General features: G+C 63.2%; 21 protein-coding genes. 11 read left to right on the forward strand and 10 right to left on the reverse strand.

Translation table 11 applies throughout. From position 1 onward, the window contains the following. The first annotated feature begins 24 nt into the window (after positions 1–24). Positions 25–810, forward strand: a complete 786-nt coding sequence (locus tag AC3EML_RS23360; RefSeq protein WP_023733743.1) for a TSUP family transporter — start codon at positions 25–27, stop codon at positions 808–810. Positions 811–862: 52 nt separating this feature from the next. Next, entirely contained in the window at positions 863–1,033 is a 171-nt protein-coding gene (locus tag AC3EML_RS23365; RefSeq protein WP_023670429.1) for a hypothetical protein, read from the forward strand. Positions 1,034–1,183: 150 nt separating this feature from the next. On the opposite strand, the gene AC3EML_RS23370 is transcribed toward AC3EML_RS23365, so the two are convergent. Together AC3EML_RS23370 and AC3EML_RS23375 are read right to left on the reverse strand one after the other, a co-directional pair. After that, positions 1,184–2,659: a cobyric acid synthase gene (locus AC3EML_RS23370; protein WP_352520523.1), complete on the reverse strand. Its 1,476-nt coding sequence runs from the start codon at positions 2,657–2,659 to the stop codon at positions 1,184–1,186. 2 nt (positions 2,660–2,661) lie between these two features. Then, positions 2,662–3,270, reverse strand: coding sequence for a dimethylsulfonioproprionate lyase family protein (locus AC3EML_RS23375; RefSeq protein ID WP_352520524.1), 609 nt, complete (start codon positions 3,268–3,270; stop codon positions 2,662–2,664). A 149-nt stretch (positions 3,271–3,419) separates the two neighbouring features. Between AC3EML_RS23375 and AC3EML_RS23380 the strand changes: the two genes are divergently transcribed. From AC3EML_RS23380 to mmsB, 3 genes are all read left to right on the forward strand, one after another. After that, entirely contained in the window at positions 3,420–4,589 is a 1,170-nt protein-coding gene (locus AC3EML_RS23380; protein WP_352520525.1) for an isobutyryl-CoA dehydrogenase, read from the forward strand. Between the two features lie 35 nt (positions 4,590–4,624). Next, positions 4,625–4,993, forward strand: coding sequence for a four helix bundle protein (locus AC3EML_RS23385; RefSeq protein ID WP_352520526.1), 369 nt, complete (start codon positions 4,625–4,627; stop codon positions 4,991–4,993). A 63-nt stretch (positions 4,994–5,056) separates the two neighbouring features. Continuing rightward, on the forward strand, positions 5,057–5,941 hold the full coding sequence (mmsB, locus tag AC3EML_RS23390) for a 3-hydroxyisobutyrate dehydrogenase (RefSeq protein ID WP_023691030.1): 885 nt from the start codon (positions 5,057–5,059) through the stop codon (positions 5,939–5,941). Positions 5,942–6,366: 425 nt separating this feature from the next. Here mmsB and AC3EML_RS23395 read toward each other — a convergent pair whose 3' ends face one another. The 5 genes from AC3EML_RS23395 to AC3EML_RS23415 all read right to left on the reverse strand — a co-directional run bounded on the left by AC3EML_RS23395 (position 6,367) and on the right by AC3EML_RS23415 (position 12,582). Then, the gene (locus AC3EML_RS23395) at positions 6,367–7,746 is read right to left on the reverse strand and encodes an aspartate aminotransferase family protein (protein WP_352520527.1); all 1,380 of its coding nucleotides are present in this window, start codon (positions 7,744–7,746) and stop codon (positions 6,367–6,369) included. Positions 7,747–7,798: 52 nt separating this feature from the next. Continuing rightward, positions 7,799–7,921 carry a hypothetical protein gene (locus AC3EML_RS23400; RefSeq protein WP_023670422.1) on the reverse strand — a complete coding sequence of 41 codons (123 nt, stop codon included), beginning with the start codon at positions 7,919–7,921 and terminating at the stop codon, positions 7,799–7,801. Between the two features lie 32 nt (positions 7,922–7,953). Beyond that, complete coding sequence (locus tag AC3EML_RS23405) at positions 7,954–10,023, reverse strand: prolyl oligopeptidase family serine peptidase (protein WP_352520528.1); 2,070 nt, start codon at positions 10,021–10,023, stop codon at positions 7,954–7,956. Between the two features lie 97 nt (positions 10,024–10,120). Further along, complete coding sequence (locus AC3EML_RS23410) at positions 10,121–11,278, reverse strand: MFS transporter (RefSeq protein ID WP_023730703.1); 1,158 nt, start codon at positions 11,276–11,278, stop codon at positions 10,121–10,123. 110 nt (positions 11,279–11,388) lie between these two features. After that, the gene (locus AC3EML_RS23415) at positions 11,389–12,582 is read right to left on the reverse strand and encodes an MFS transporter (RefSeq protein ID WP_352520529.1); all 1,194 of its coding nucleotides are present in this window, start codon (positions 12,580–12,582) and stop codon (positions 11,389–11,391) included. 273 nt (positions 12,583–12,855) lie between these two features. Between AC3EML_RS23415 and AC3EML_RS23420 the strand changes: the two genes are divergently transcribed. The 4 genes from AC3EML_RS23420 to AC3EML_RS23435 all read left to right on the forward strand — a co-directional run bounded on the left by AC3EML_RS23420 (position 12,856) and on the right by AC3EML_RS23435 (position 20,054). Next, entirely contained in the window at positions 12,856–14,433 is a 1,578-nt protein-coding gene (locus tag AC3EML_RS23420) for a trimethylamine methyltransferase family protein (protein WP_023753424.1), read from the forward strand. A 73-nt stretch (positions 14,434–14,506) separates the two neighbouring features. After that, positions 14,507–17,077, forward strand: a complete 2,571-nt coding sequence (locus tag AC3EML_RS23425; protein WP_352520530.1) for a GcvT family protein — start codon at positions 14,507–14,509, stop codon at positions 17,075–17,077. 84 nt (positions 17,078–17,161) lie between these two features. Continuing rightward, positions 17,162–18,691 carry an ArnT family glycosyltransferase gene (locus AC3EML_RS23430; protein WP_352520531.1) on the forward strand — a complete coding sequence of 510 codons (1,530 nt, stop codon included), beginning with the start codon at positions 17,162–17,164 and terminating at the stop codon, positions 18,689–18,691. A 55-nt stretch (positions 18,692–18,746) separates the two neighbouring features. Beyond that, positions 18,747–20,054 carry a M24 family metallopeptidase gene (locus tag AC3EML_RS23435; RefSeq protein ID WP_023706078.1) on the forward strand — a complete coding sequence of 436 codons (1,308 nt, stop codon included), beginning with the start codon at positions 18,747–18,749 and terminating at the stop codon, positions 20,052–20,054. Here the strand turns inward: AC3EML_RS23435 and AC3EML_RS23440 are convergent. Together AC3EML_RS23440 and AC3EML_RS23445 are read right to left on the reverse strand one after the other, a co-directional pair. After that, entirely contained in the window at positions 20,019–20,846 is an 828-nt protein-coding gene (locus tag AC3EML_RS23440; RefSeq protein WP_352520532.1) for a phosphate/phosphite/phosphonate ABC transporter substrate-binding protein, read from the reverse strand. The genes AC3EML_RS23435 and AC3EML_RS23440 overlap by 36 nt on opposite strands. A gap of 91 nt (positions 20,847–20,937) precedes the next feature. After that, a complete protein-coding gene (locus AC3EML_RS23445; protein ID WP_031200512.1) occupies positions 20,938–21,948 on the reverse strand; it encodes a fatty acid desaturase in 1,011 nt (336 codons plus the stop codon). A 224-nt stretch (positions 21,949–22,172) separates the two neighbouring features. Between AC3EML_RS23445 and AC3EML_RS23450 the strand changes: the two genes are divergently transcribed. Beyond that, positions 22,173–23,030, forward strand: coding sequence for a helix-turn-helix domain-containing protein (locus AC3EML_RS23450; protein ID WP_352520533.1), 858 nt, complete (start codon positions 22,173–22,175; stop codon positions 23,028–23,030). Between the two features lie 114 nt (positions 23,031–23,144). Beyond that, positions 23,145–24,167 carry a betaine--homocysteine S-methyltransferase gene (bmt, locus tag AC3EML_RS23455; RefSeq protein ID WP_352497847.1) on the forward strand — a complete coding sequence of 341 codons (1,023 nt, stop codon included), beginning with the start codon at positions 23,145–23,147 and terminating at the stop codon, positions 24,165–24,167. A gap of 8 nt (positions 24,168–24,175) precedes the next feature. On the opposite strand, the gene AC3EML_RS23460 is transcribed toward bmt, so the two are convergent. Further along, positions 24,176–24,442 carry a hypothetical protein gene (locus AC3EML_RS23460; RefSeq protein WP_023724232.1) on the reverse strand — a complete coding sequence of 89 codons (267 nt, stop codon included), beginning with the start codon at positions 24,440–24,442 and terminating at the stop codon, positions 24,176–24,178. Positions 24,443–24,653: the final 211 nt, after the last annotated feature.

Raw genomic sequence — 24,653 nt, forward strand, 5'->3', positions numbered from 1 at the left:
CCGCCGGAATGTTCAGAAATCCCGATGCTCGACCTCGCTACCCACACCGTCATCATGCTTGCCTTGGCCGCCTTTGCAGCCGGCTTTGTCGATTCGATAGCCGGCGGCGGCGGGCTGATCACCATCCCGGCCCTGCTGCTTGCCGGATTCCCGCCGGTCGCAGCACTTGGAACCAACAAGCTGCAGGGCATTTTCGGCACCGCTTCGGCGACCATCCACTATGCCAGGAATGGCCGTGTCGATCTGCGTCGACAGCTGCCATCGGCGCTTCTGGCCCTTACCGGCAGTGCCGTCGGCGCCTTGCTGGCGGCATTCGTGCCAGGTGATCTCCTGCGGGCGCTGCTGCCGCTGCTTTTGATCGCCATCGCGATCTACTTCGCCGTGAAACCCAACATGAACGATGTCGACCGCGCCGAGCGCCTGTCGCCCTTCCTGTTCGGGCTGATCATCGCCCCTTTGGTCGGCTTCTATGACGGGCTGTTCGGGCCGGGAGCCGGCTCCTTCTATATGCTGGCCTTCGTCAGCCTTGCCGGCTTCGGCGTGCTCAAGGCTACGGCACACACCAAGCTGCTCAATTTCGCCTCCAACATCGGCGGCTTCATCGTCTTTGCGGTCGCCGGCGTCGTCTACTGGAAGATCGGGCTGATGATGGGCGTCGCCCAGTTCCTCGGCGCCCGGCTCGGCGCCAGCCTTGCCATCCGCATCGGCGCCCGGCTGATCAAGCCGCTGCTGGTGATCATCTGCCTGGCTCTGGCGGTGAAGCTGCTGGCCGACCCGGCGAACCCATTGCGCCAGCTGATTGGTGTATAAGCCTCACGCCTGATAGAGTGCCGTTGTACGAATCATGTTGGAGGGACCACACATGAATCTTAGTGCACCCACTCAGCTTGTTTTCATCATATCCCTTGTCATCGCCATCATCGGCGTGCTCGCCGCGCTTGGCGTTCTTGCGTTCATTCCTCTGGCTGCGGTGTGGATTGTCCTCATCGCATACATCGTGCTTGCCGCCGCCTGCCTGATGCGCGGCGCCTAGGCGCCCGCGACTTCTGCAATTCGAAGCGCCCGGTCAAAAGCCGGGCGCTTTTGCTTTGGATGCATGGTCCGTTAGGCTCTTCCGCGCGGAAGGATGACCACGAAGCAAAGCGGACGCGCAGACCCGAGGATGACGAAACGGTGGATGGTCCTACCTTGCTAACCCAAAAATCGCATCGCACTCAAGATGGCGCTCCATCTCGGTGGCGATCTCGTCCAGCGCTTTTTCCACCTCCGCGCGATAGTCGATGCCGCCGCCTTTCACGCCGAGGCTTTCCAGGAATCTCGCCCGGAAAGCGTCGGCGGAAAACAGGCCGTGCAGATAGGTGCCAAAAACCTTGGCATCGGCGGAAATGGCACCGTCGTCGGTCCCGTTGATCACAGCCGACGGCCGCGCCATGTCCGGCCCGGTGGTGCGGCCGAGATGAATTTCGTAGCCCTCGAGCGCGAGGCCGAACGGCACCGAGCGGGCGCTGACATTGCGCACCGTCTTTTCCGGCTCCATCACCGTCTCGATGTCGAGCAGACCAAGACCTTCGGCCTCGGTGACGCTGCCCTCGATGCCATCGGGATCGCGCACCAGGCGGCCGAGCATCTGGAAACCGCCGCAAATGCCGACGATATGGCCGCCGCGTTTGCGGTGGGCGAGGAGATCGCGATCCCAGCCATTCTCGCGGAACTTCATGAGATCGCCGATCGTCGATTTGGAACCGGGAATGACCACCAGGCCGGCATCCTCCGGCAAGCGCTGCCCCGGCGGCACGAACACCACTTCGACCTGCGGCTCGGCCTTGAGCGGGTCGAGGTCGTCGAAATTGGCGATGCGGCCAAGCATCGGCACGGCGACCTTCAACGCCCGCTTCTCGCCCGATGCCAGGCGTTCGAGCACGACCGAATCCTCCGAAGGCAATCGCGCCGCCGCCTTCAGCCACGGCACGACGCCAAAGCAGCGCCAGCCGGTGAAGCTTTCGATCGACCGGATGCCGTCGTCGAACAGCGAGACATCGCCGCGGAACTTGTTAATGAGGTAGCCGACGATCATGCGCCTGTCTTCCTCCGGCAGGATCAGATGCGTGCCGGCGACCGAAGCGATGACGCCCCCGCGGTCGATGTCGCCGACCAGGATCACCGGCACGTCGGCGCGTGTGGCAAAGCCCATATTGGCGATGTCGCGGCTGCGCAGGTTGATTTCGGCCGGCGATCCGGCGCCCTCGACGATGACCAGATCGGCGCCCTCACCGACCTTCGTCCAGGACTCCAGCACGGCGTCCATCAGCCCCGCTTTCATTGTCTGGTAGTCGCGCGCTCGCGCCTCGCCGAACACCTTGCCTTGCACGATCACCTGCGAACCGATGTCGCTCTGGGGTTTGAGCAGCACCGGATTCATATGCACGGTCGGCTGAACACCACACGCCAGCGCTTGCAGCCATTGCCCACGGCCAATCTCGCCGCCGCCGGGGCGGTTGTCGCCGGGAATGTCGGCGACGGCGGCATTGTTCGACATGTTCTGCGGCTTGAACGGCCTGACTTTCAGCCCGCGATTCCTGGCCGCGCGGCAGAGCCCCGCCACCAGCACCGTCTTGCCGACATCCGAACCCGTGCCTTGCAGCATGATCGCCTTGGCCATGCTCAGCCCCTGCCCTGCGCGCCGGAAACGGTCGATTTCTGCGCCAGCGGCCCGCCGCGCCAGATGTAGAGCGCCAGCAACGCTTCGCTGCCGGTGCGCATGGCATGGCTGACATTGGAGGCGTGATGGATAATTTCGCCCGCCTGGCGGGTGTGAAAGCCGCCTTCGCCCATGCGCCACTCGGTGCCGCCGGTCAGCGGAATGTAGATCTCCTCGGCAATGTGATGATGGTCGGGATAGGTGATGCCGGGCCCCAGGATCAGCAATCCGGCCGCGACCTCTTCATTGGCGAAATGGCCGCGCGTGCCAAACACCTCCAGCCAGCCGTAGTTCTGCAAGAACGCTTCACCAAAATCGCTCGCGTTGTAGGTCTGCCCCCAGCACAGATCGTCACGACGCTCCGCCAGCAGTTGCACCAGAGGCTGCGGGTCCGGCGGCGCCAGTTTGACAATGCGGTCGAGCAGACCAAGGCAAGGCAGCGGATGCGCTTCGAGCACGCGCGCCGTCATATTCCAGCCGATCCGGGTCACGGCGTCCCGCACCAGCGCGTTGTCCACGCCCCGGAGATAGGCATGGAAGCGGTCGAGCAATTCGTCGAAATATGTCGGCACGCAATGCTCCGTTGATCCATTCATGCACAGCGGCTGCGCGGCGAGCCGGGTTGCGCGGCGGCATCATTGGTCTAGATTGAGCGGCGCGCAAAGCCAAAAACAACAGGCCAGCAAGCCAACCCCAGCTGGGGAAACACAGGGAGCACGCCATGGACGCCGCGGTCGATGCGAGCACCAGTCAGTTCGAACTCAATGAGGAGCAGCGCGCCATCCAGGAGATGGCACAGGCCTTCGCCGCCGATCGCGTTGCGCCCAATGCGCTCGAATGGGACCGGGCAAGACACTTTCCCGCCGATGTAATCCGCGAGACCGGCCCGCTTGGCCTTGGCGGCATCTATGTCAGGGACGATGTCGGCGGCTCGGCGCTCGGCCGGCTCGACGCCGTGCTGATCTTCGAGGCACTGTCGCACGCCGATCCGGCGTTTTCCTCCTTCATCTCGATCCACAATATGGCGGCGTCGATGATCGACCGCTTCGGCGACGACGAGCAGCGCCAACGCTTCCTGCCGAAGCTGACCTCGATGGAATGGCTGGCGAGCTACTGCCTGACCGAGCCGGGCTCAGGCTCGGATGCCGCGGCGCTGACGACGCGCGCGGTGAAGAGCGGCGACGACTATGTGCTTAACGGCGCCAAGCAGTTCATCTCCGGGGCCGGCGACAGCGACCTCTATGTCGTCATGGCGCGCACCGGCGCCGACGGGCCGAAAGGCATTTCCACCTTCGTTGTATCAAAGGATGCGCCCGGCCTGTCCTTCGGCGCCAACGAGCACAAGATGGGCTGGCACATGCAGTCGACCCGCCAGGTGATCTTCGAGGACTGCAAGGTGCCGGCCGCAAACCTGCTGTCGGGCGAAGGCGCCGGTTTCGGCATCGCAATGGCCGGGCTTGATGGCGGCCGCCTCAACATCGCTGCCTGTTCGCTCGGCGGCGCGCAATCTGCGCTCGACAAGGCGCTGTCCTATACCGCCGAGCGCAAGGCTTTCGGCTCGAAGATCAACCAGTTCCAGGCGCTGCAGTTCAGGTTGGCCGACATGGAGACCGAATTGCAGGCAGCGCGGATCTTTCTCTACGCCGCCGCCTCGAAACTCGACCGCAAGGCGTCGGATGCCGGCAAATGGTCGGCCATGGCCAAGCGCTTCGTCACCGACATCGGCTTCAACGTCGCCAACGAGGCGCTGCAGCTGCATGGCGGTTATGGCTATCTTCATGATTACGGTATCGAAAAACTGGTGCGCGACCTGCGCGTCCACCAGATCCTCGAAGGCACCAACGAGATCATGCGCGTCATCATCGCGCGGGCGTTGATTGGACGGCAGTAGGCAGTAGGCAGTAGGCAGTAGGCAGTAGGCAAAGGATGACCGGCAAGATCAACTCGTACAAGGATCTTATCGTATGGCAGCAGGCGATGGATCTGGCTGTCAGCACCTACTCATTGACCAAGACATGGCCCAAAGAGGAATTGTATGGGCTGACCAGCCAAATCCGCCGTTCAGCAACCTCTATCCCTGCAAACATCGCGGAAGGCTATGGCCGAGACAACCGAGGCTCCTATCAGCAATTTCTCAGGATAGCCCAAGGCTCGCTTAAGGAGTTCGAGACACACCTCCAAATCGCTCAACGCATTGGCGTTGCCACGCATGGGCAAGCTGAGCACCTGCTTCTGGCGGCCGAGGCCATCGGAAAAATGCTTCGCCAACTTATTCTCAAACTCGCACCCGAATAGGTCGCCCTACTGCCTACTGCCTACTGCCTACTGCCTACTGCCTACTCATCATGGAGCACCGCTATGACCACCATCGCCTTCATTGGTCTCGGAAATATGGGCAATCCGATGGCTGCCAATCTCGTCAAGGCGGGGCACGCGGTGCACGGCTTTGACCTGATGCCGGAAAACCTCACCGTCGCCCGCGAGCATGGCGTCATTGTCATGGCGAATGCCGTGGCGGCGGTGAAGGACGCCGATGTCGTGATCACCATGCTTCCCGCCGGCAAGCACGTGCTCTCGGTCTACGAGGACATCGCACCCAAGGCCAAACCAGGCGCCCTGTTCATTGATTCCTCGACCATCGATGTCGAGTCGGCCCGCAAGGCGCATGCCGTAGCAAGGAAGCACGGGCTGCATTCGATCGACGCCCCCGTCTCCGGCGGCACCGGCGGTGCTGCTGCGGGAACGCTGACCTTCATGGCCGGCGGCGCCAAGGATGCCTTCGCCAAGGCCGAACCGGTCCTGAAGCCGATGGCAGGCCGCATCGTCCATTGCGGTGACGACGGCGCCGGTCAGGCAGCCAAAATCTGCAATAACATGATGCTCGGCATTTCGATGATCGGCGTCGCAGAGGCCTTCGTGCTGGCCGAAAAGCTCGGCCTCTCGCATCAGGCCCTGTTCGACGTTGCCTCGACCTCGTCGGGCCAGTGCTGGTCGCTGACCACCTATTGCCCGGTGCCGGGTCCCGTGCCGGCCTCACCCGCCAACCGCGACTACAAACCGGGCTTTGCCGCAGCACTCATGCTGAAGGACCTGAAACTGGCGCAGGAGGCGGCCCAAAGCGCCGGCGCGGTGACGCCAATGGGGGCCGAAGCGGCCCAGCTTTATGCGCTGTTCAACGCCCAGGGAAATGGCGGATCGGATTTTTCCGGCATCATAAATTTCCTTCGCGGCAGTTCTCTATAAGTTTCGAATTTGGCAGAGCTTTTCTCGATTTTTATTGCCCGGAAAAATTGCAAATTTAGATTTGCTTAAGCTCTCGATAACCCGGCGGTAACGATGTGCCTATATAACGGATGGCGAGGCGGACATATCGCATCCGCCCGGCGCTCCGGATCAGGTCTCGCGTACCGGAGCCCGTAAGTTTCGCAAGTGTATTGTTGGCGAAATGCCATGCGTATCTGGCAAAGCCGCGTTCCGATGGAGCGCGGTTTTTTGCGTTTTGCAGTCCTATACTGTTCGGTCTGAATTATATTCCGATTGCAGCGTTCGGAATTGCCTGATGGTCTTCATTGACCAGCACGATCGGTGCGCTGACCCCTTCGACCCTGACGATAAGCAGGCGCACAGTCCGGGCGCCCTGATTGCAAGGCGTCCGGCTGTCGTTCCATCTACTTCTTGCGCAAATCCGCTTGCGCCAGATCCAGCGCTTTGGCGATGCGATCGCAAGCCATGTCGATCGTCGCGCGGGTCCAGATCAGCGGCGGCGACAGGATCATCGTGTCGCCGGTGGCGCGCAGCATCAGGCCTTGCGCGATGCCGTGGTCGCGGACGGTGACGGCGGCACTGCCCGCCGGCAGGAAGCGCTCCTTGGTCGCCTTGTCCTTGACGATCTCGACCGCGCCCATCAGCCCGATCGATCGCACCTCGCCGACCAGTTCGTGGCCGGCAATGCGCTCCTGCAGCGCCTGGGCGAAGTAAGGTCCAGTGTCGTTCCTGACCCTGTCGACCAGGCCTTCTCGCTCCATGATCTCGAGATTCTTCAGCGCCACCGCGCAGGCCACCGGGTGACCCGAATAGGTATAGCCGTGGTAGAATTCGCCGCCCTTTTCGACCAGCGTCGCCGCGATACGGTCGCCGACCAGCAGCGCCGACAGCGGCTGATAGCCCGAGGTCAGTGCCTTGGCCGTGGTGATGGTGTCGGGCTCGATGCCGAAGGTCTGCGCCGCAAACCATTCGCCGGTGCGGCCATAGCCGGTGATGACCTCGTCCAGCATCAAAAGCACATCGTATTTGCGGCAGATGCGCTGCACTTCCGGCCAATAGCTCATCGGCGGTATTTTCACCCCGCCCGCTCCCATCACCGGCTCGCCGATGAAGGCCGCCACCTTGTCGGCGCCGGCCTCCAGAATGGCATCCTCGACCGCCTTGGCCGCGCGCAGGCCGAAATCATGGTCGCTTTCGCCAGGCAGCGCCAACTCATAGGCATAGGGCATCATCACATGGACGATGTTGGGAACCGCCCCGCCGAGCTGCTTGTGCATCAAATCCATGCCGCCGAGCGACGTGCCGGCGACGGTCGAGCCGTGATAGGCCGACTTGCGCGAGATGATGCGGTTCTTCTCCGGTTTGCCTTCCAGCACCCAATAGTGGCGCACGAGCCGCAGCGCCGTGTCGTTGGCCTCCGAGCCGGAGGAGCCGTAAAACACCTGGGCGATGCCCTTGGGCGCCAGCTCGGCCAGCTTCTTCGACAGCAGCACGGGCGTCGGCGTCGAGCATTTGAAGAAGGAATTATAGTAGGGCAATTCCTTCATCTGCGCGTAAGCGGCGTCGGCCAGCTCGTCGCGGCCATAGCCGACATTGACGCACCACAGCCCGGCCATGCCGTCGAGTATTTCGGTGCCGTCGGCATCGTAGATGAACGGGCCGTTGGCGTGGGTGATGATGCGCGAGCCGGTCTCGCGCAATTCCTTGTGGTCGGTGAAGGGATGCAGATGATGCGCGGCGTCAATCTGCTGAAGCTGCTTCAGCGAATAATTCTGGTAAGTCATGGGTTTGCTCTTTCCTCTGGAATCAAACCGGCAAGCTGCCGGGGCGACTTCGTCAGAGGACGGCGGGCGGCGAATAGCCGATGCGGGCGCACAGCCTGAGCAGTTCGGCGCGCAGCGTGCGCGGCGACGGTGTCACCGCGACCCCGAAGGCGCCGGATGTGCTCATGTAGACCATGGCGGCAGTCTATGCCGCCCGAGGCCCGGAATTCAAGCGGTGCCGCTCAATACCCTTTGCAGGAACACGTATTTCATGGCGGTTTGCGCCGCTTGCGGCCGGCGGTCGCCGCGACCGCCATGGCCGCCTTCCGTCTCCTCGAAGAACAACGTCTTGCCGTGACCTGCTTCCTGCAGCTTCGCCGCCATCTTGCGGGCGTGGCCGGGATGGACGCGGTCGTCGGCGGTCGATGTCGTGAGCAGCACCGGGGGATAGACGGCATCGGCCGAGACATGATGGTACGGCGAATAGGCGGCGAGCCACTTGGCTTCTTCCGGTTTTGCCGGATCGCCATATTCGCCGATCCACGAGGCGCCTGGCGGCAGTTCGGTGTAGCGCAGCATGTCGAGCAGCGGCACCTCGATGATGACGGCGCCGAACAGTTCGGGATGCTGCGTCAGGGAAACGCCGGTAAGCAGGCCGCCATTCGAGCCGCCCTGGATGCCGAGGGAAGCAGCCGTGGCTATGCCGCGCCTGACGACGTCCTGCGCCACCGCGGCGAAATCGTCGAAGGCAGTCTGGCGATTGCCCTTCAGCGCCGCCTGATGCCAGGCCGGCCCAAACTCGCCGCCGCCGCGAATGCAGGCCTGCACATAGGCATTGCCCTTCTCCAGCCACAGCCTGCCGCGCACGCCGGCATAGCCGGGCAGCAGCGGTATTTCGAAGCCGCCATAACCATAGAGAAGCGTCGGTACCGGACCCTTCTGGTCGCGCCGCCTGACGACGAAATACGGGATCATGGTGCCGTCCTTCGAGCGCGCCTCGAACTGTTCCGAGACCAGCGGCGCGGCGTCGAACCGCGCCGGCTGCGATTTCACGGTGGCCAGCGTCACCCCGTCATCGTCCGACCAGATGATCGAACTCGGCGTCAGGAAATCGGTGAAGGAGAAGGAGACGCTGGAACCGAAATGCTCGGCATGCGCGATGCCGACATTGCCGTTCTCGGGCAGCGCCACCGGCTTCAGCGACCAGCGGTCGCCGCTGCGCTCGGCGACAACGACCTTGCCGCGCACATTGTCCATCAGATTGATGAACAGCCGGTCCTGAGTGCGGGCAATGCCGGCGACCGAAACACGGTGCGCTGGCGCGAGCATGGTTTCAACAGGGCCCAGGTCGCCGGTGTCCATCCAGTGTTCGAAATCGAAGGAATAGAGGCCGTCCGGCAAGCACTCAGTGCCGCCCGGCGCCGTCCATGGGCTGCGCACCCCGAACACGAACCGGCCCTTGAACAGCGCGGTGTCGGTGACATCGTCCGGCAGCGGGATGCGCCGGTTTTCGCCCGACGGCAGGCGCAGAAAACTGTGCGAGGAGAAGAAGGCGATCGTGCGGGCCAGAAACAAATACTGCCTGTCGCCATCATGCTCGACCCCCGCGCCGGCCGCGAGATCCTGCTTCTCGGCCTCGAAGATCGGCGTCGCCTCCTCCAACCGGGTGCCGCGCTTCCACAGCTTGACGACGCGCGGATAACCGGACTGGGTCTTGTCGTCTTCATCGAAGGCAGCCGAGACAATGACCGTGTCCCTGTCCAGCCAGGAAAAGCCGGATTTCGAGGCGGGAGCGCGGAAGCCGCCCTCGATGAATGATTTGGTCTCGATGTCGAATTCGCGCATCTCGCTCGCATCGCCGCCATCCGGCGACATCGCCACCAGGCAAAGGTTGAAATCGGGGTAAAGGCGGCTGGCGCCGCTGAACACCCACTTCACCCCCTCCTTGGCCGACAGCACGTCGAAGTCGATGATCGTCTCCCACACAGGCTTCTCGGTCTTGTAGGAAGCAACCGTCGCGCGGCGCCAGAGGCCGAGCACATTGGTCTTGTCCTGCCAGAAATTATAGACTTGGCCGTTGAGCGCGGCACCGACCGCAATGTTGTCCTCGGCCGTCATCAGGTCGAGCGCCGTCTCGAAGGCCGCCTGGTAGGACGGATCGCCCTGTAGTTCGGCCACGGTGATCTGGTTCTGGCGATGCACCCAGTCGAGCGATTCCTTGCTGGTCCGGTCCTCCAGCCAGAGGAACTTGTCCTCCGCGGTGGCATCCGTCTGGCGTTTTGTCGTCGATTGGGTCACGCATGGTCTCCAGGCTAGTGGCGGGCAGCCCTGCCTACATCGCGTTGCAAGCGGTTTTATTCAAGATGGTACGTCAGGTCATCGGGGGAATGCGGCCTCAAACCATCCGCCGGCGCAGGACCGTGGCCACAGCCAGTGCCAGACAAATCGCGCCCAGCGTGATCGGCAGACCGGAGGCGCCGATCACATCCATGACGCCACCCGCCAGCGGCGGCACCACGATGCCGCCGATGCCCCACATCAGGGAGAAGGCGGCATTGCCGGCGACCAGCGCCGAGCCGGTAAAGCGCTCGCCGAGCTCGATGATCGACATGGTGTAGATGCCATAGGAGACCGCGCCCCAGATAAAGACGCAAGGCCAGATCAGCGGCGTCTCGATGAGCAGCGGCAACAGGGCGCAGCCCAGCACCGTCACCACGACGCAGATGAATCGCACCAGACGCGCCGTCAGCCGTTCCGCCAGCAAGCCGAGCGGCACCTGCATGGCGATGTTGCCTGCGATCATCACCGACAGCAGCGCCGACATGCGCGCTTCCGCGATGCCATAGTGCGTGCCGTAGACCGGCAGCAGCGCCAGCACGCCCTGTTCGAAACCGGCGGCAACGACCACCGCCGACAGCAATAGCCATGCCAGTGGCATGAAGCCCATGACCGAAACCCTGCGCCCGGCTTCGTCGACCTTCGGCAGTTGCGGCAGCACCAGCGCCAGGCAGGCGCCGCAGAAGATGAAGGCGGCGATCCCCACCAGGAATGGCGGCCATCCCACGGTGCCGACAACGAGCAGGCAGAGCGGCCCGGCAGCGAAGCCGGCCGAGATGATGGTTGAATAGACACCCATGACGCGACCGCGGCGCGATGGCGGCGCCAGTGCAATGACCCAGATTTCGCTCAAGACATAGAGCGGGTTGGTCACCACCCCGATCAAGAAGCGCAGCGGAAACCACAGATAGACATTCTGGGTCCAGCCGATCAGCGCAAGCACAATAGCCGAAAGCGCCGCGCAGGTAAGCGCGGTGCGCCCTGCCCCGAACCGGCGCGCCAGTGCCGGGATCAGCGGCGACGAGACAATGAAGCCGATCGGCGTCATTGCCGCCGAGAGCCCGATGATGGCCGGCGAAACGCCTTGGCGTTGCAGGATGAAGCTCAGCAGCGGATAGGACAGGCCTTGCGCGATGGCGAACACCGAGACGGTCGCGATCACGCCGCTGATCGCCGCCCACTGCATCTTCTCGTTGTCAGCTTCCGCCAGGTTCATCATTGGCACCTAAACCAGGCTCAGGACTAGCTTTTCTGTCCGACGCGGGTAAGCCCCGCCCCGGTAAAAACCGTTTGCTCCAGACAAGGCCTGTCATGAGTTTGGGCCTGTCAGGAGTTTTTGGGCCTGTCAGGAGTTTGGCGCTTGAACGATCGGTAAAGCGCGAAGCTCACCAGCAGCGCGTCGAGTCCGGCGATCACCACCGGCAGGCCGAGCGGACCGATGACCTGCATCAGCGCACCGGCGCCGGGCGGGCCGACAATGCCGCCGGCGCCCCACATCAAGGCAAAGGCGGCGTTACCGGCGACCAGCACGGTTCCCTTGAAGCGGCTGCCGAGCTCCACCAGCGCCATGGTGTAGACGCCATAGCCGACCGCTCCCATGACGAGAAGGACGAGCCAGATCGCCGGCGTCGTGATCAACAACGGCAGCAAAACCGCGCAGGCCGTTGTCGCCAACGCACAGAAGATGATCATCGCCCGCCCGCCGAAACGCTCGGCAAGCAGGCCGAGCGGGATTTGCAGGAAGATGTTTCCCAGCGACAGTGCCATCACCAGGGCCGCCAGCGTCCTTTCGGGCAGGCCATAGGCAGCACCGAAGACCGGCATCAATGCGTAGGTGCCCTGCTGGACCGCCGCCGAAACCAGCACGGCAAACAACAGCGCCGGCGCCAGCCTGGCGAAACCGAAAAAGCCGCCGGGCAATTGGCCGTCATCCTCGAAGCCGGCGAGGCTTGAGGAAACAGCACGAAGGATCGCGGCGCACAGGATGAAGCCGGCCATGCCGACCAGGAAAGGAACCCAGCCCGATATCCCTACCGCGGTCAGGACCAAAGGCCCCGCAGCATAGCCAGCGCCCAGCACGGTGTTGAATGCCCCCATCACCCTGCCGCGGCGCGACGGCGGCGCCAGCGACAGCGCCCATACTTCGCCCAGTATATAGAGCGGGTTGATGACGATACCGATGATGAAGCGGATGACGAACCAGCCCACCCAGTCCTGCAGGTAGCCGATGCCGAGGAAGCACAGCGCCCCAATCAATGAGCAACCCACAGCCAGGTTGCGCGCGTCGACCAGCCGAATGGCTGCCGGCACGAACGAGGCCGAAAGGATCAGGCCAAGCGGCATCATCGCTGCCGACAAGCCGATCAGCGCCGGCGACATGCCTTGCTTCTGCATCAGCAGCGTAAACAGCGGCGAGCTCAGCCCTTGCGCCGCACCGAACATCGCGAGGGCGGCAGTTACGCCGGCAAGCGCCGCCCATTGCGTCCCCGCTTCGCCATCGCTCGAACCGGTCGCAGCCATGATGCCTTCCACATAAATTGCCGGCCCCATCCAGCGGCAAACCACTGAGCTAGCGGTTCGATTTAGGGAAAGGAAGGGCCGCGCCTGAAATCCCCTTGCGCAAAGAGCCGCAGTGGGGCGCGTCCTGTCCGCCAATCCCCGGCAAGGTTGTCAGCTATCGGACTGCCGTTCGAGCATGTCGCTTCCCTCGTCCTAGTGGTCGCCGCCTCCGCAATGGTCGGACAGCCGCCGGTCCATTATGCCGCCCGCTACCAGCATCGTACGAGGACCATCATGACCGCCGCCCTGCATCCAGCCGAACCGCCTTTGGCAACCGACCGGGCCCGTCGCGGTGGCCGTGCGGGCAAGCGCGCCGGCGGCTCGGCCGCCTTCGAACAGCCGGCTTTTCGGCAACTGAGAAATCCGCTAACGCCGACCAAGCTGGTCTCTGACGACGAGCTGGAATCGATCCACCTCGCCTCGCTGCGCGTCTTGAGGGAAATAGGCGTCGACGTGCTGCATGACGAAGCGCGCCGCATGATGAAGGAAAACGGCGCCGATGTCCGCGAGGGCAGCGAGCGCGTGCGCTTCGACAGCGACATGATCCTCGATCTCATCTCCAACTGCCCGTCGGAATTCACGCTCCATGCCCGCAACCCGGCGCACAATGTGCGCTTCGGCGGCAACAATGTGATCCTGTCGATGATGGCGTCGGCACCGAACTGCTCCGACCTCGATCGCGGCCGCCGTCCGGGCAACCAGCAGGACTACCGCAACTTCCTGCGCCTGGCACAGATGCACAACATCCTGAACTGCACCGGCGGTTATCCGGTCGAGCCGACCGACATCCATCCTTCCGTGCGCCACCTCGAATGCATCCGCGACCTCGCCACGCTGACCGACAAGGTGTTCCACATCTATTCGCTCGGCAAGGAGCGCAATGTCGACGGCATCGAGATCGCCAGGATCGCCCGCGGCATCAGCCATGAGCAGATGCTCGAAGAGCCGTCCGTCTTCACCATCATCAACACCAATTCGCCGCTGAAACTGGATGTGCCGATGATGGAAGGCATCATCCAGATGTCGAGCAAGGGTCAGGTCGTCGTCATCACGCCCTTCACCCTGTCCGGCGCGATGGCGCCGGTGACCATCGCCGGTGCGCTGGTGCAGCAAAATGCCGAGGCGCTGTCCGGCATCGCCTTTGCCCAGATGGTGAGAAAGGGCGCGCCGGTTGGCTATGGCGGCTTCACCTCGAATGTCGACATGAAGTCGGGCTCGCCGGCCTTCGGCACGCCTGAATATATGAAGGCGCAGCTTGTCGGCGGCCAGCTTGCCCGCCGTTACAAGATCCCCTACCGCACCTCCAATACCTGCGCCGCCAACACCGTCGACGCGCAGGCAGCCTATGAAAGCGTGTTCTCGCTGTGGGGCGCCATCCAGGGCGGCGGCAATCTGATGATGCACGGCGCCGGCTGGCTCGAAGGCGGCCTGCGCTGTTCCTACGAGAAGACCATGCTGGACATCGACCTGTTGCAGATGGTGGCCGAGTTCCTCACCCCGCTCGACCTGTCCGACGAAGCGCTCGGCTTCGACGCCATCCAGTCGGTCGGCCCCGGCGGCCATTTCTTCGGCACCCAGCACACGCAGGACCGCTACAAGACAGCCTTCTACTCGCCCATCCTCTCCGACTGGCGCAATTTCGAGACCTGGGCGGAAGCCGGATCGCCGACCGCGCTGGAAAAGGCCAACAAGGTCTGGAAGGAGCGGCTGGCATCCTACGAGGAACCCTATATGGACCCGGCGATCCGCGAAGAGCTCAACGACTTCGTCGAAAAGCGCACGGCCGAAGGCGGCGCGCCGACCGATTTTTGATCGGCAAGCAACTGGCGGCATCCTGCCAACCGACACACCTGATTCAATTTACGCAAAAACGGACCTATCTCTCATGAAATCTCATGTAAAAGCGGTTGTCATTGGCGGCGGCGTCGTTGGCTGCTCGGTGCTCTATCACCTGGCCAAGGCCGGCTGGACCGACATCATGCTGATCGAGCGTTCCGAGCTCACCTCCGGCTCGTCCTGGCACGCAGCCGGCGGCTTCCACACGCTGAACGGCGATCCCAACGTCGCCAAGCTGCAAGCCTATACGGTGCAGCTCTACAAGGAGATCGAGGAAATCTCCGGCCAGTCCTGCTCGCTGCATCTGACCGGCGGCGTGATGATGGCCGATACGCCCGAGCGCATGGATTTTCTGCGCCTGGCCCACGCCAAGGGCCGCTATCTCGGCATGGACACCGAGCTGATCACGCCCTCCGAAGCCAAGGCGATGTTCCCGCTGATGGACGAGACCAATTTCGTCGGCGCCATGTGGGATCCGGTCGAAGGCCATCTCGATCCCTCCGGCACGACGATCGCCTACTCCAAGGCGGCCAAGAAGCTGGGCGCCGAGATCGTGCTGCGCAACCGCGTCGTCGAGCTGACGCAGGAAGTTGACGGCACCTGGAACGTCGTCACCGAACAGGGCACCGTCCACGCCGAGCATGTCGTCAACTGCGGCGGCCTGTGGGCGCGCGAGATCGGCCGCATGGTCGGCGTCGAACTGCCGGTGCTGGCCATGGAGCACATGTACCTGCTCACCGAGCCGATGCCCGAGGTCGAGGAATTCAACAAATCGACCGGCCGCGAGATGATCGGCGTGCTCGACTTCAAGGGCGAGATCTACACCCGCCAGGAGCGCAACGGCATCCTGCTCGGCACCTATGAAAAGGCCTGCAAGCCATGGTCGCCGGTCAACACGCCGTGGGATTTCGGCCATGAACTGCTGCCGCCCGACCTCGACCGCATCGCGCCGTCGCTGGAGATCGGCTTCAAGCATTTCCCCGGCATCGAGAAAGCCGGCATCAAGCAGATCATCAACGGCCCCTTCACCTTTGCGCTCGACGGAAATCCGCTGGTCGGGCCGGTGCAGGGCCTGACCAATTTCTGGTGCGCCTGCGCCGTCATGGCCGGCTTCAGCCAGGGCGGCGGCGTCGGCCTCGCTTTGTCCAACTGGATGGTGCATGGCGATCCCGGCTTCGACGTCTGGGGCATGGATGTCGCCCGCTTCGGCGAGTGGGCCGGCCTGCGCTACACCAACGCAAAGGTGCGCGAAAACTATTCGCGCCGCTTCTCCATCCGCTTCCCCAATGAAGAGCTGCCGGCTGCGCGTCCGGCGCAGACGACGCCGCTCTACGATACCATGCTCGCCAACAACGCCGTCATGGGCGATAGCTGGGGCCTGGAGACCCCGCTGTGGTTCGCGCCGAAGGGCAAGGAGCCGAAGGACGTCGTCTCCTTCCACCGCTCAAACGATTTCGGTCCTATCGGCGAGGAAGTGCGCGCCACGCGCGAACGCGTCGGCGTCACCGAAATCGCCAACTTCGCCAAATACGAAGTGTCGGGACCTGCGGCTGAGGATTTCCTCAACCGGCTGATGACCAACCGCATGCCGAAGACCGGCCGCATCGTGCTGACGCCGATGATCAACGAATTCGGCAAGCTGATCGGCGACTTCACCATCGCCAAGGCAGGCGAAGACAGATTCATGATCTGGGGCTCGTCCGCCGCGCAGAAATACCACATGCGCTGGTTCGAGACGCATCTGCCGAAGAATGGTTCGGTGCGTATCCACCGCTTCGATCAGACGCTGGTCGGCCTGTCGATCGCCGGTCCGAAATCGCGCGACCTCTTGCAGAAGCTGGTCGATGTCGACATCTCGACGAAAGCTTTCCGCTTCATGGATTTCCGCGAAATGGCGGTCGGCGGCGCGCCCTGCATGGTCAACCGCATCACCTATACCGGCGATCTCGGCTATGAAATCTGGATGGCGCCGGCCTATGAGCGCCTGGTCTACAAGGCGATCAAGGACGCCGGCGAGGAGTTCGGCCTCGTCGATTTCGGCATGCGCGCTTTGCTCTCCATGCGCTTGGAGAAGAACTTCCCGACCTGGTACCGCGAACTGCGGCCGATCTACGGCCCGTTCGAAGGCGGGATGGACCGCTTCATCAAGCTGGAGAAGAACGACTTCATCGGCCGCGAGGCCGCTGCCAAGGAACAGGCGGAAGGGCCGAAACTGCGCCGTGTCTCCTTCATCGTCGATGCGGCCGACGCCGATGTCATGGGCGACGAGCCGATCTGGGCCAAGGTCGGCAAGGACTATGGCACGGTGGAAAAGCCGCATGGCTATGGCGCGCCACGCTTCGATACGGCAGGCAAGGAAGTGCGTGGCTCAAAGGCTGCCGAAGGAGCTTCCGCCGTGCGCGGCATCGTCGACCGCGACTGGCGCGTGGTCGGCTGGGTCACCTCGGGCGGTTATGCGCACTATGTGCAGAAGTCGATGGCGCAGGGCTATGTGCCGGCGGCACTCGCCGAGGACGAAAGTGCCGGACTGTTCGAGATCGAGATCCTCGGCCACCGGCGTCCGGCGCGCATCAATGTCGAGGCGCCCTTCGACCCCAGCGGCGAGAAGATGCGGACCTGAAAAGGCGACAGGGAGCGTGAGATCGTGTAAGGGGCCTTCGGCAGTTGGCCGCAGGCATTTTCCCTCGATGAGAAGACGATCCCCTTGCAGTATCTAGAGAAATGGACGGACTGGCTCGGCGAAGGCAAGGTCGGTCCCTTCAACGCCGCACTGGTCTGCGTCGCGGTCTATTGCGTCGTCCAGATCGTGGTGATGGCGCTGCTGTCCCATGTCGTAGGAACCGGTGTCGGCGTCGACGATTCCGAACAGCTGATGTACATGCACTACCTCTGGGCTGGCTATGGCGGCTCGCAGCCGCCGCTCTACACCTGGCTTGCCCGCCTCGTCGCCGCCGTGGTCGGAACGAACATCCTGGCGCTCAAGATCGTGAAGTACCTGCTGATCGGAGCGGCGCTGGCGTCGGTTTTCATCGCTGTCCGCCGCCTGGGCTATTCCAGCCGCGCTGGCGCCGCCGCATTGTTCGGCCTGCTGTTGTTTCCGCAGATGGTGTGGGAGATGCAGCACGCCCTCACCCACTCGATCGCCGCTTTCTGTTTTTCAGTGGTGCTGTTTCTTGCGCTCGTTGAACTGGTGCAGCGGCGTTCGCTGGCCACCTATGTGCTGTTTGGCGTGGCGATGGCCGCCGCCATCCTGTCGAAATACAACAACGCGATCTTTCTCGGCGCGCTGATGCTGTCCACCCTGTCGCTGCGCGAAACGCGCGGCGTCATCCTCAACCGCCGGTTTTCGATCAGCCTTGTCGTGGCGGTGCTGCTTTGCCTGCCGACGCTCTACTGGAACCTGACCTACACCGACCAGTTGCTGTCGCACAGCGGCGGCTTCGGCATGGGCAGAGGAGAAAGCGCCATACAAACCGCATTCTACGGAATGCGCGGACTGGGCAAGGCTATCCTGTATTTCGCCGTGTTGCCGGCCGGCATATTCGTCGCGGCTTTGCTCATCGCATGGAAAAAGCCAGCGCCCGCGCTGCAACCGGCGCCATGGACCGAGAAACTGGTGTGGCGCACCATCGCTTTTGCCCTGGCGATGACCATCGTGCTCGTCCTGGCGAGCGGGACGACGCAATTTCGCGATCGCTGGATGCTTCCCATTCTTGTGTTGCTGCCGGTCGCGCTGGCCTCGCGGATGGATGCCAGAGGCGACAAGGGAAGGAAGGTGCAGGACGTCGTCGTCTTTGTCGGCGCAACGCTTGCCATCCTCGTGCTGCCGGTGACCTGGTACACGCACCTCAATGGCGGCGACAGCCGCGGCAGCATCGTGCGTGTCGACTACCAGTCGCTCTATGGCCAGCTGACGGCAAACGGTCCGGTTCGCACGGCGATATCGAGCTGGCACTGGGTGGGAAATCTGCGTCTTGTCGATCCCGATCTGGTCGTGCTCGACGACGAGATGCCGGACTTCGGCCATTTGCTGATCGAGCCGGCGGTGCTCGTGATGGCCAATGACAAGGAACCTCCCGAGGGCATCCTGCGGGCCTTGAGCGAGGCCGGCTATGTCGCTGACGGCTCGCCGCAGCAGTTGGTCGTTCCGATGCTGTTCGACAGCGAGCCGCCCACCCGCACGCTGACGGTCACGCGGCTGAAGAAAGCGGCCGCGGGCGCAGCGCCACAGTAAGTCGGCAGGGAGGCGTCGGGTGGAGAAACAAGGGTTCGGTCGTCATCGCAAGATCATGCCGTTCGAGCCCGGCTCCGTCGAAGCCTTGCGCGAAACATCGCGCCAGAAGGCGGCGTCGCTGAACCAGCATGTGCTGGGCTATGGCGCGCTGGCTGAAGCCGAATGGCAAGCGGCAGGCATCGCCGCGCCCGATCTTGCCGCGATGCGCAAATACCGGCTCGAGCGCCTCCGCGCCGAACTGAGGCGCCGAAACTACGCCGGCGCGCTGCTCTACGACCCCGTCAACATCCGCTACGCCACCGATTCGACCAACATGCAGCTGTGGGTCGCGCACAATCCGACCCGCCACTGCTTCGTCGCCACTGAGGGACCCGTGGTGCTGTTCGACTATTTCTCCTGCGAGCATCTGTCCGATCATTCCGGCGTCGTCGACGAGGTGCGGCCGGCAGTGTCGTGGATGTATCTCTATGGCGGCGAGCTGACCGAGCACAAAGTCCGCCGCTGGGCGGCCGGCATCGCCGATCTGGTCAAGGAGCATGGCGGCGGCAACAGCCGCATTGCGGTCGACCACATCAACCCGGAAGGCGTCGAGGAACTCGCCCGGCTCGGCATTTCGATCGGCAATGGCGAAGCGGTGATGGAAAATGCGCGGCTGATCAAATCGCCGGACGAGATCCTCGCCATGCGCCGCGCAATCGTCGCTTGCGAAGCGGCGATGGGTGAAATGGAGAAGGCGCTGACGCCGGGCATTTCCGAAAACGAATTGTGGGCCGAACTCCACCGCGGCAACATTGCGCGCGGCGGCGAATGGATCGAAACCCGGCTGCTTGCCTCGGGGCCGCGCACCAATCCGTGGTTCCAGGAATGCTCATCGCGTGTGATCGAGGAAGGCGACCTCGTCGCCTTCGATACCGACCTGATCGGTCCCTACGGCTTCTGCGCCGATCTCTCCCGCACCTGGCTTTGCGGCGATGCGAGACCATCGAACGAGCAACGGGACCTCTTCCACATCGCCGCCGACCAGATCGCCCACAACACGCAATTGATGCAGCCCGGCATATCCTTCCGCGACCTGGTCGAACGCTCCGTGGTGCCGCCGGGAGATTGCTTCCCGGCGCGCTACGGCGTGCTCTATCACGGCGTCGGCCTCGCCGACGAGTATCCAACCCTGCCACATGCCAGCGACTGGACGCCGGACACGCCCGATGGCGTGCTGGAGCCGGGAATGGTGCTGTGCGTGGAAAGCTATATCGGCCGTCTCGGCGGCCATGAGGGCGTCAAGATCGAGGAACAGATCCTGATCACCGAGACCGGTAACGAGCAGCTTTCAACCTACCCGTTGGATGCGAGGCTGCTCGGCTGATCCGGCAAGCGCCTCGCGCAGAGCCTTGAGCGTCTTTTCCGGCGTCGTCCTGGCGGTGATGTAGGGCAGGCCTTTGCGCCTTGCCGTCCAGCCGACGACCTTCACGGCGTTTGCCGCAGGCTCGAAACGCTGCGCCAGCGCCCAGCTCTCACAGTCGATGGCAGCTATATCCGCCTTGCCCTCGGCGACCGCGATGATCGAGCGGCGATGGCCACCGCTTTCGCTGCGTGAGGAAAAGATATCCAGGCTTTCGCCGGCGGCCTGCAGGTCGCGCGTCAGCGCGATGATGCCCGACATCGAATCGAGGCTGTTGTAGGTAAAACGCTTGCCACGCATCAGATCGAGCGGCAGCAAGGCTTTGCCATCCGCGGGCGAGCGAACCTCCGGTCCCTCGCCCGTCCGCATCACCAGCGCGCTGGAATAGAGTTCGCCCTGGCCGCCTTCGTAAGCGTCGTAGCTCGGCTGGCCGACCACCTGCACATGCTTGTTCAGGCCAAGTTCCATCGGCCCCCAGCAGGTCTGCGCGAACAGCAGCGCCGGATGGAGCCAAAGCTGATGATGGTCGAGTTCGTTCGGCGGCAGTGTCGCCGGATCGGGCGCGATCAGTCTGCCCTCGGCGTCCTGGATACCCCCCGGCACCGGCGGCAGGTCGCCATTGCGGCGCACGATTGTCTGCGGCGCATCGACGCCCTTGTGCCGAAAAGCCTCGCGCAACGCTGCCCATTGCGCGTCGACCTCGCCGCGCACTTCGGGCCAGTCGTACATCGGCAATGCCGCAACCAAATCACTCATGCCGACACTCAATCATCATGGCTCGGGAAAGGATCGCAAAAACGCGGCGTCCAATCAGAATTGGCCGACACGGGTTCGGGAAGTCCGGGGATTATTCCTTCGGCGGCTCGGCCGGAACCGGCGCGCTGCCAAGCCCGCTGATGCTGCGCGCCCTGATGCGCGGCTTGAACGCCCTGCCCGGCTCCGCCTGGCGGCGCAGCACCGGGTGCACGATCGGCTCCTTGGCCTTGAATGCGTAGGCTTTGATCAGTGCGAAATAGTTCGGATAGGCGTAGCCATTGTTCATCCGCAGCCACTCGTCGCGGCGGTCCGCAAACAGTTTTGGAAGTCTGTACCAGGCAACCGTCGGCGTCTTGTGGTGGACGAAGTGCAGATTGTTGTTGAGGAACAGGAACGACAGCGGCGAGCGCTCGATGATCACCGTGCGTCCTTCAGGGTGCTCGGACCACTGATGTTCGGCGAAAGTCCGGACCGCGATCAGCGACTGGCCGAGCCAGACCGGCACCAGAATGTAGAGCCATACGGGAATGCCGAAGCCGAACTGCACGATCGGCACTACGATGGCGAGGCCGATCGCATGCAGCAGCCATGCCTTGCCGATCACCTTGTCGCCGGCAATCACATGCTTGGCATCGTCGACGAAGAAACCGATGCAGGACAGCCAGGGGCCGAGGAAGAAACGGCCGGCCATGGTGTTGTTGATCTTGAGCAGGAATTTCATCGTCGGCGGCAGATCGTCATGCATCCACAACGCCTGGTAATAGCTCTCGGGATCGTCGAGGGGATCCGTCAGGCGCTCGTCGGCGTGGTGGCGCAAATGGAGCGTCTTGAAGCGACGGAACGGCCAGACCAAGCCGATCGGCAGGAAGACGAAGGCTTCGTTGATGAGCGCGCTGCGCGTCGGATGGCCATGCAGCACTTCGTGCATGATCGACGACTGCAAGGCCAGGATGAAGCCCAGGAGAAGAAGTGCCGGGATCGGATAAGAGGGCCAGAGCAGGAGCCCGGCAGCGAGCCACATTCCGTAACAGAAGAAAGCGAGGAGCACGGTCGGCCACTCGATGGCCGCTGCGTCGCGTCGCTTGATGCGCTTGCCTGTCATGCTATCGACCACTGTCCCTCAGTCGCCGGAATTGGTTCCTGACAGCATAGTGTCAGGAGAAGCGATTCCGCTCAACGAGACAAAGTGTACAAAATGTTGCGATTGCGCATTTTTGACCGCAGATGTTATGCATTGTAAACAACCCTACGGATTCATTTACGCTGGAAGTGCTGATTCGACGGCTCGGGCGCAAATTTTTCCTAAGAGAGTGCGGAGAACGAACAGTGGACAAACGGGACCTTTCGGCAATCTTCCGGGAGCGCCTGAAGCTGCTCCTGACACGGTCCGATCTCAACCAGTCAGCTTTCGCGTCTGCAGTCGGCATCGACCGGTCGGCGCTGTCGCAACTGATGTCCGGCGCCTCGACGCGCCTGCCACGTGCCGAAACGCTGCTCAACATCGCCGCCGAATTCAAGATCTCGCTGGACTGGCTGCTCGGCCTCTCCCAGGACGAAGGCGTCACCGGCGAAATCCGCGAAAGCCTGGAGATCGAAGAGGCGCCCGACGGCTTCGACCGCACGCTTTTGGCCAAATGGTTCGCCGAGGCCGCCGGCACCAAGATCCGCTATGTGCCGGCCGGCATTCCAGACCTCCTGCGCACACGCCAGTTGGTCGACTACGAAGCCAACATCACCAACCGCAGCCGTCTGGCGCAGGCCAGCGAGACGCAGTACCGCATCGAGTACAACCGGCGCCCTGAGACCGACATGGAGGTCTGCATGCCGCGCCATACGCTTGAGATCTTTGCCCGCGGCCTGGGCGTCTGGGACCGCTTTCCCGAGGCTGACCGCCGGCAGCAGCTTGCCCATATGGCGACGCTGCTTGACGATCTCTACCCCACCTTCCGCCTGTTCCTCTATGACGGCCGCATGCGCTATTCGATCCCGCTGACAATCTTCGGTCCCTACCGCGCCGCCATCTATGTCGGCGACATGTATGTCGTGCTGAACGCCACCCAGCCGGTCCAAGCGCTGACCCAGCATTTCGACAATCTGATCCGGGCCGCCGACATCAACCCGCATGAGGCCGCCGCCTACGCGCGCAATCTGGCCGGCGCGTCATTTCCATCGGGTTATGCCTGATCCCCAACGCCCCGGAAAGGTGCGCCGCGCGGCATTGCAGGTTGCAAACACATTGACTGGACATAAAGACTTCTTTATATCCTTATTCCATTCAAATATCTGAAAGTCGATCCGATGACCGCGAACAATCCCATCGATGCTCTGCTGGCCGAAAAGGGCGTGCTGCTCGCCGATGGTGCCACTGGCACCAATCTGTTCGCCATGGGCCTCGAGGCCGGCGAAGCGCCCGAGTTGCTGAACGAGACAGCGCCCGACACCATCACCAGCCTGCACCAGAATTTCGTCGACGCCGGCGCCGATATCATCCTCACCAACTCGTTCGGCGGCACCCGCCACCGGCTGAAGCTGCATCATGCGCAGGACCGCGTGCATGCGCTGAACAAGCGCGCCGCCGAGATTGCCCGCGCGGTCGCCGACAAGGCCGGCAGGAAAGTCATCGTCGCCGGCTCGGTCGGTCCGACCGGCGAGTTGCTGGTGCCGCTCGGCGCCATGACCTATGACGAAGCAGTCGAGGCTTTTGCCGAGCAGATCGAGGGTCTCAAGGAAGGTGGCGCCGAAGTCGCCTGGATCGAGACCATGTCTGCGCCGGACGAAATCCGCGCCGCGGCGGAGGCCGCCATCCGCGTCGGCCTGCCCTACACCTATACCGGTTCGTTCGACACTGCCGGCCGCACCATGATGGGCCTGCTGCCCAGGGATATCCACGGCGTCGTCGACGGACTTTCAGAGACACCGCTCGGTGTCGGCGCCAATTGCGGTGTCGGCGCCTCCGACATCCTGGCCTCGCTGCTCGACATGACCGAGGCGAAGCCGGAAGCGACGGTGATCGTCAAGGGCAATTGCGGCATTCCCGAATTTCGTGGCACCGAGATCCATTATTCCGGCACGCCGGAGCTGATGGCCGACTATGTCCGGCTGGCGGTGGATGGCGGCGCGAAGATCATCGGCGGCTGCTGCGGCACGTCGTTCCAGCACCTTGCCGCCATGCGCAAGGCGCTCGACGCGCACACCAAATCCGAACGCCCGACCGTCGCGGCGATCGTCGAGCGCATCGGTCCGATGCGCAACAAGGTGGCGACGGAAAACACCGCCGAGACCAGCGAAGCCCGCCGCGAACGCCGCCGCAGCCGGGCCTGATATCGAACTTATTCGCTGTTTTCAGCGTAACGCGATAGCGCCGTCGTGAAATCCAGGGCGGTGCTGTCGGCGCTTTCATTCATCGTCACCAGGTCACCCGACGACTGCGGATTGCCGATCTGCTCCAGCATGACGCGAAAGCGGTCATTGGTCAGCGCCGACTTTGCGGTATTCCGGGCTGCGTCGACGTCATCCATGATGCGCCTGGATTCTGGCGACAGCGTTCCCGACGCCTGCGTGTGTCTCACCGCCGGCGTCGTGTTTCCAATGTTCATGATCTGCAATTCCCGGCTCCCCAAGCCCAGTCCCTAACCATGGGATAACATTCGGAGCATTGCGATGACGTTCCGGAAAAGCCACACAATTTAATGATCGGCCGGACATCGCCAGTACCCGGAAAAAAGGCCGGCAGGGTTTCCCCCGCCGGCCTGCCTCACCCGCCCATAGCCGGTTCCCCGTATCAGAACGACCCCCGTCTGAAAGGAA

The organism is Mesorhizobium sp. P170090 (genome assembly GCF_057786115.1).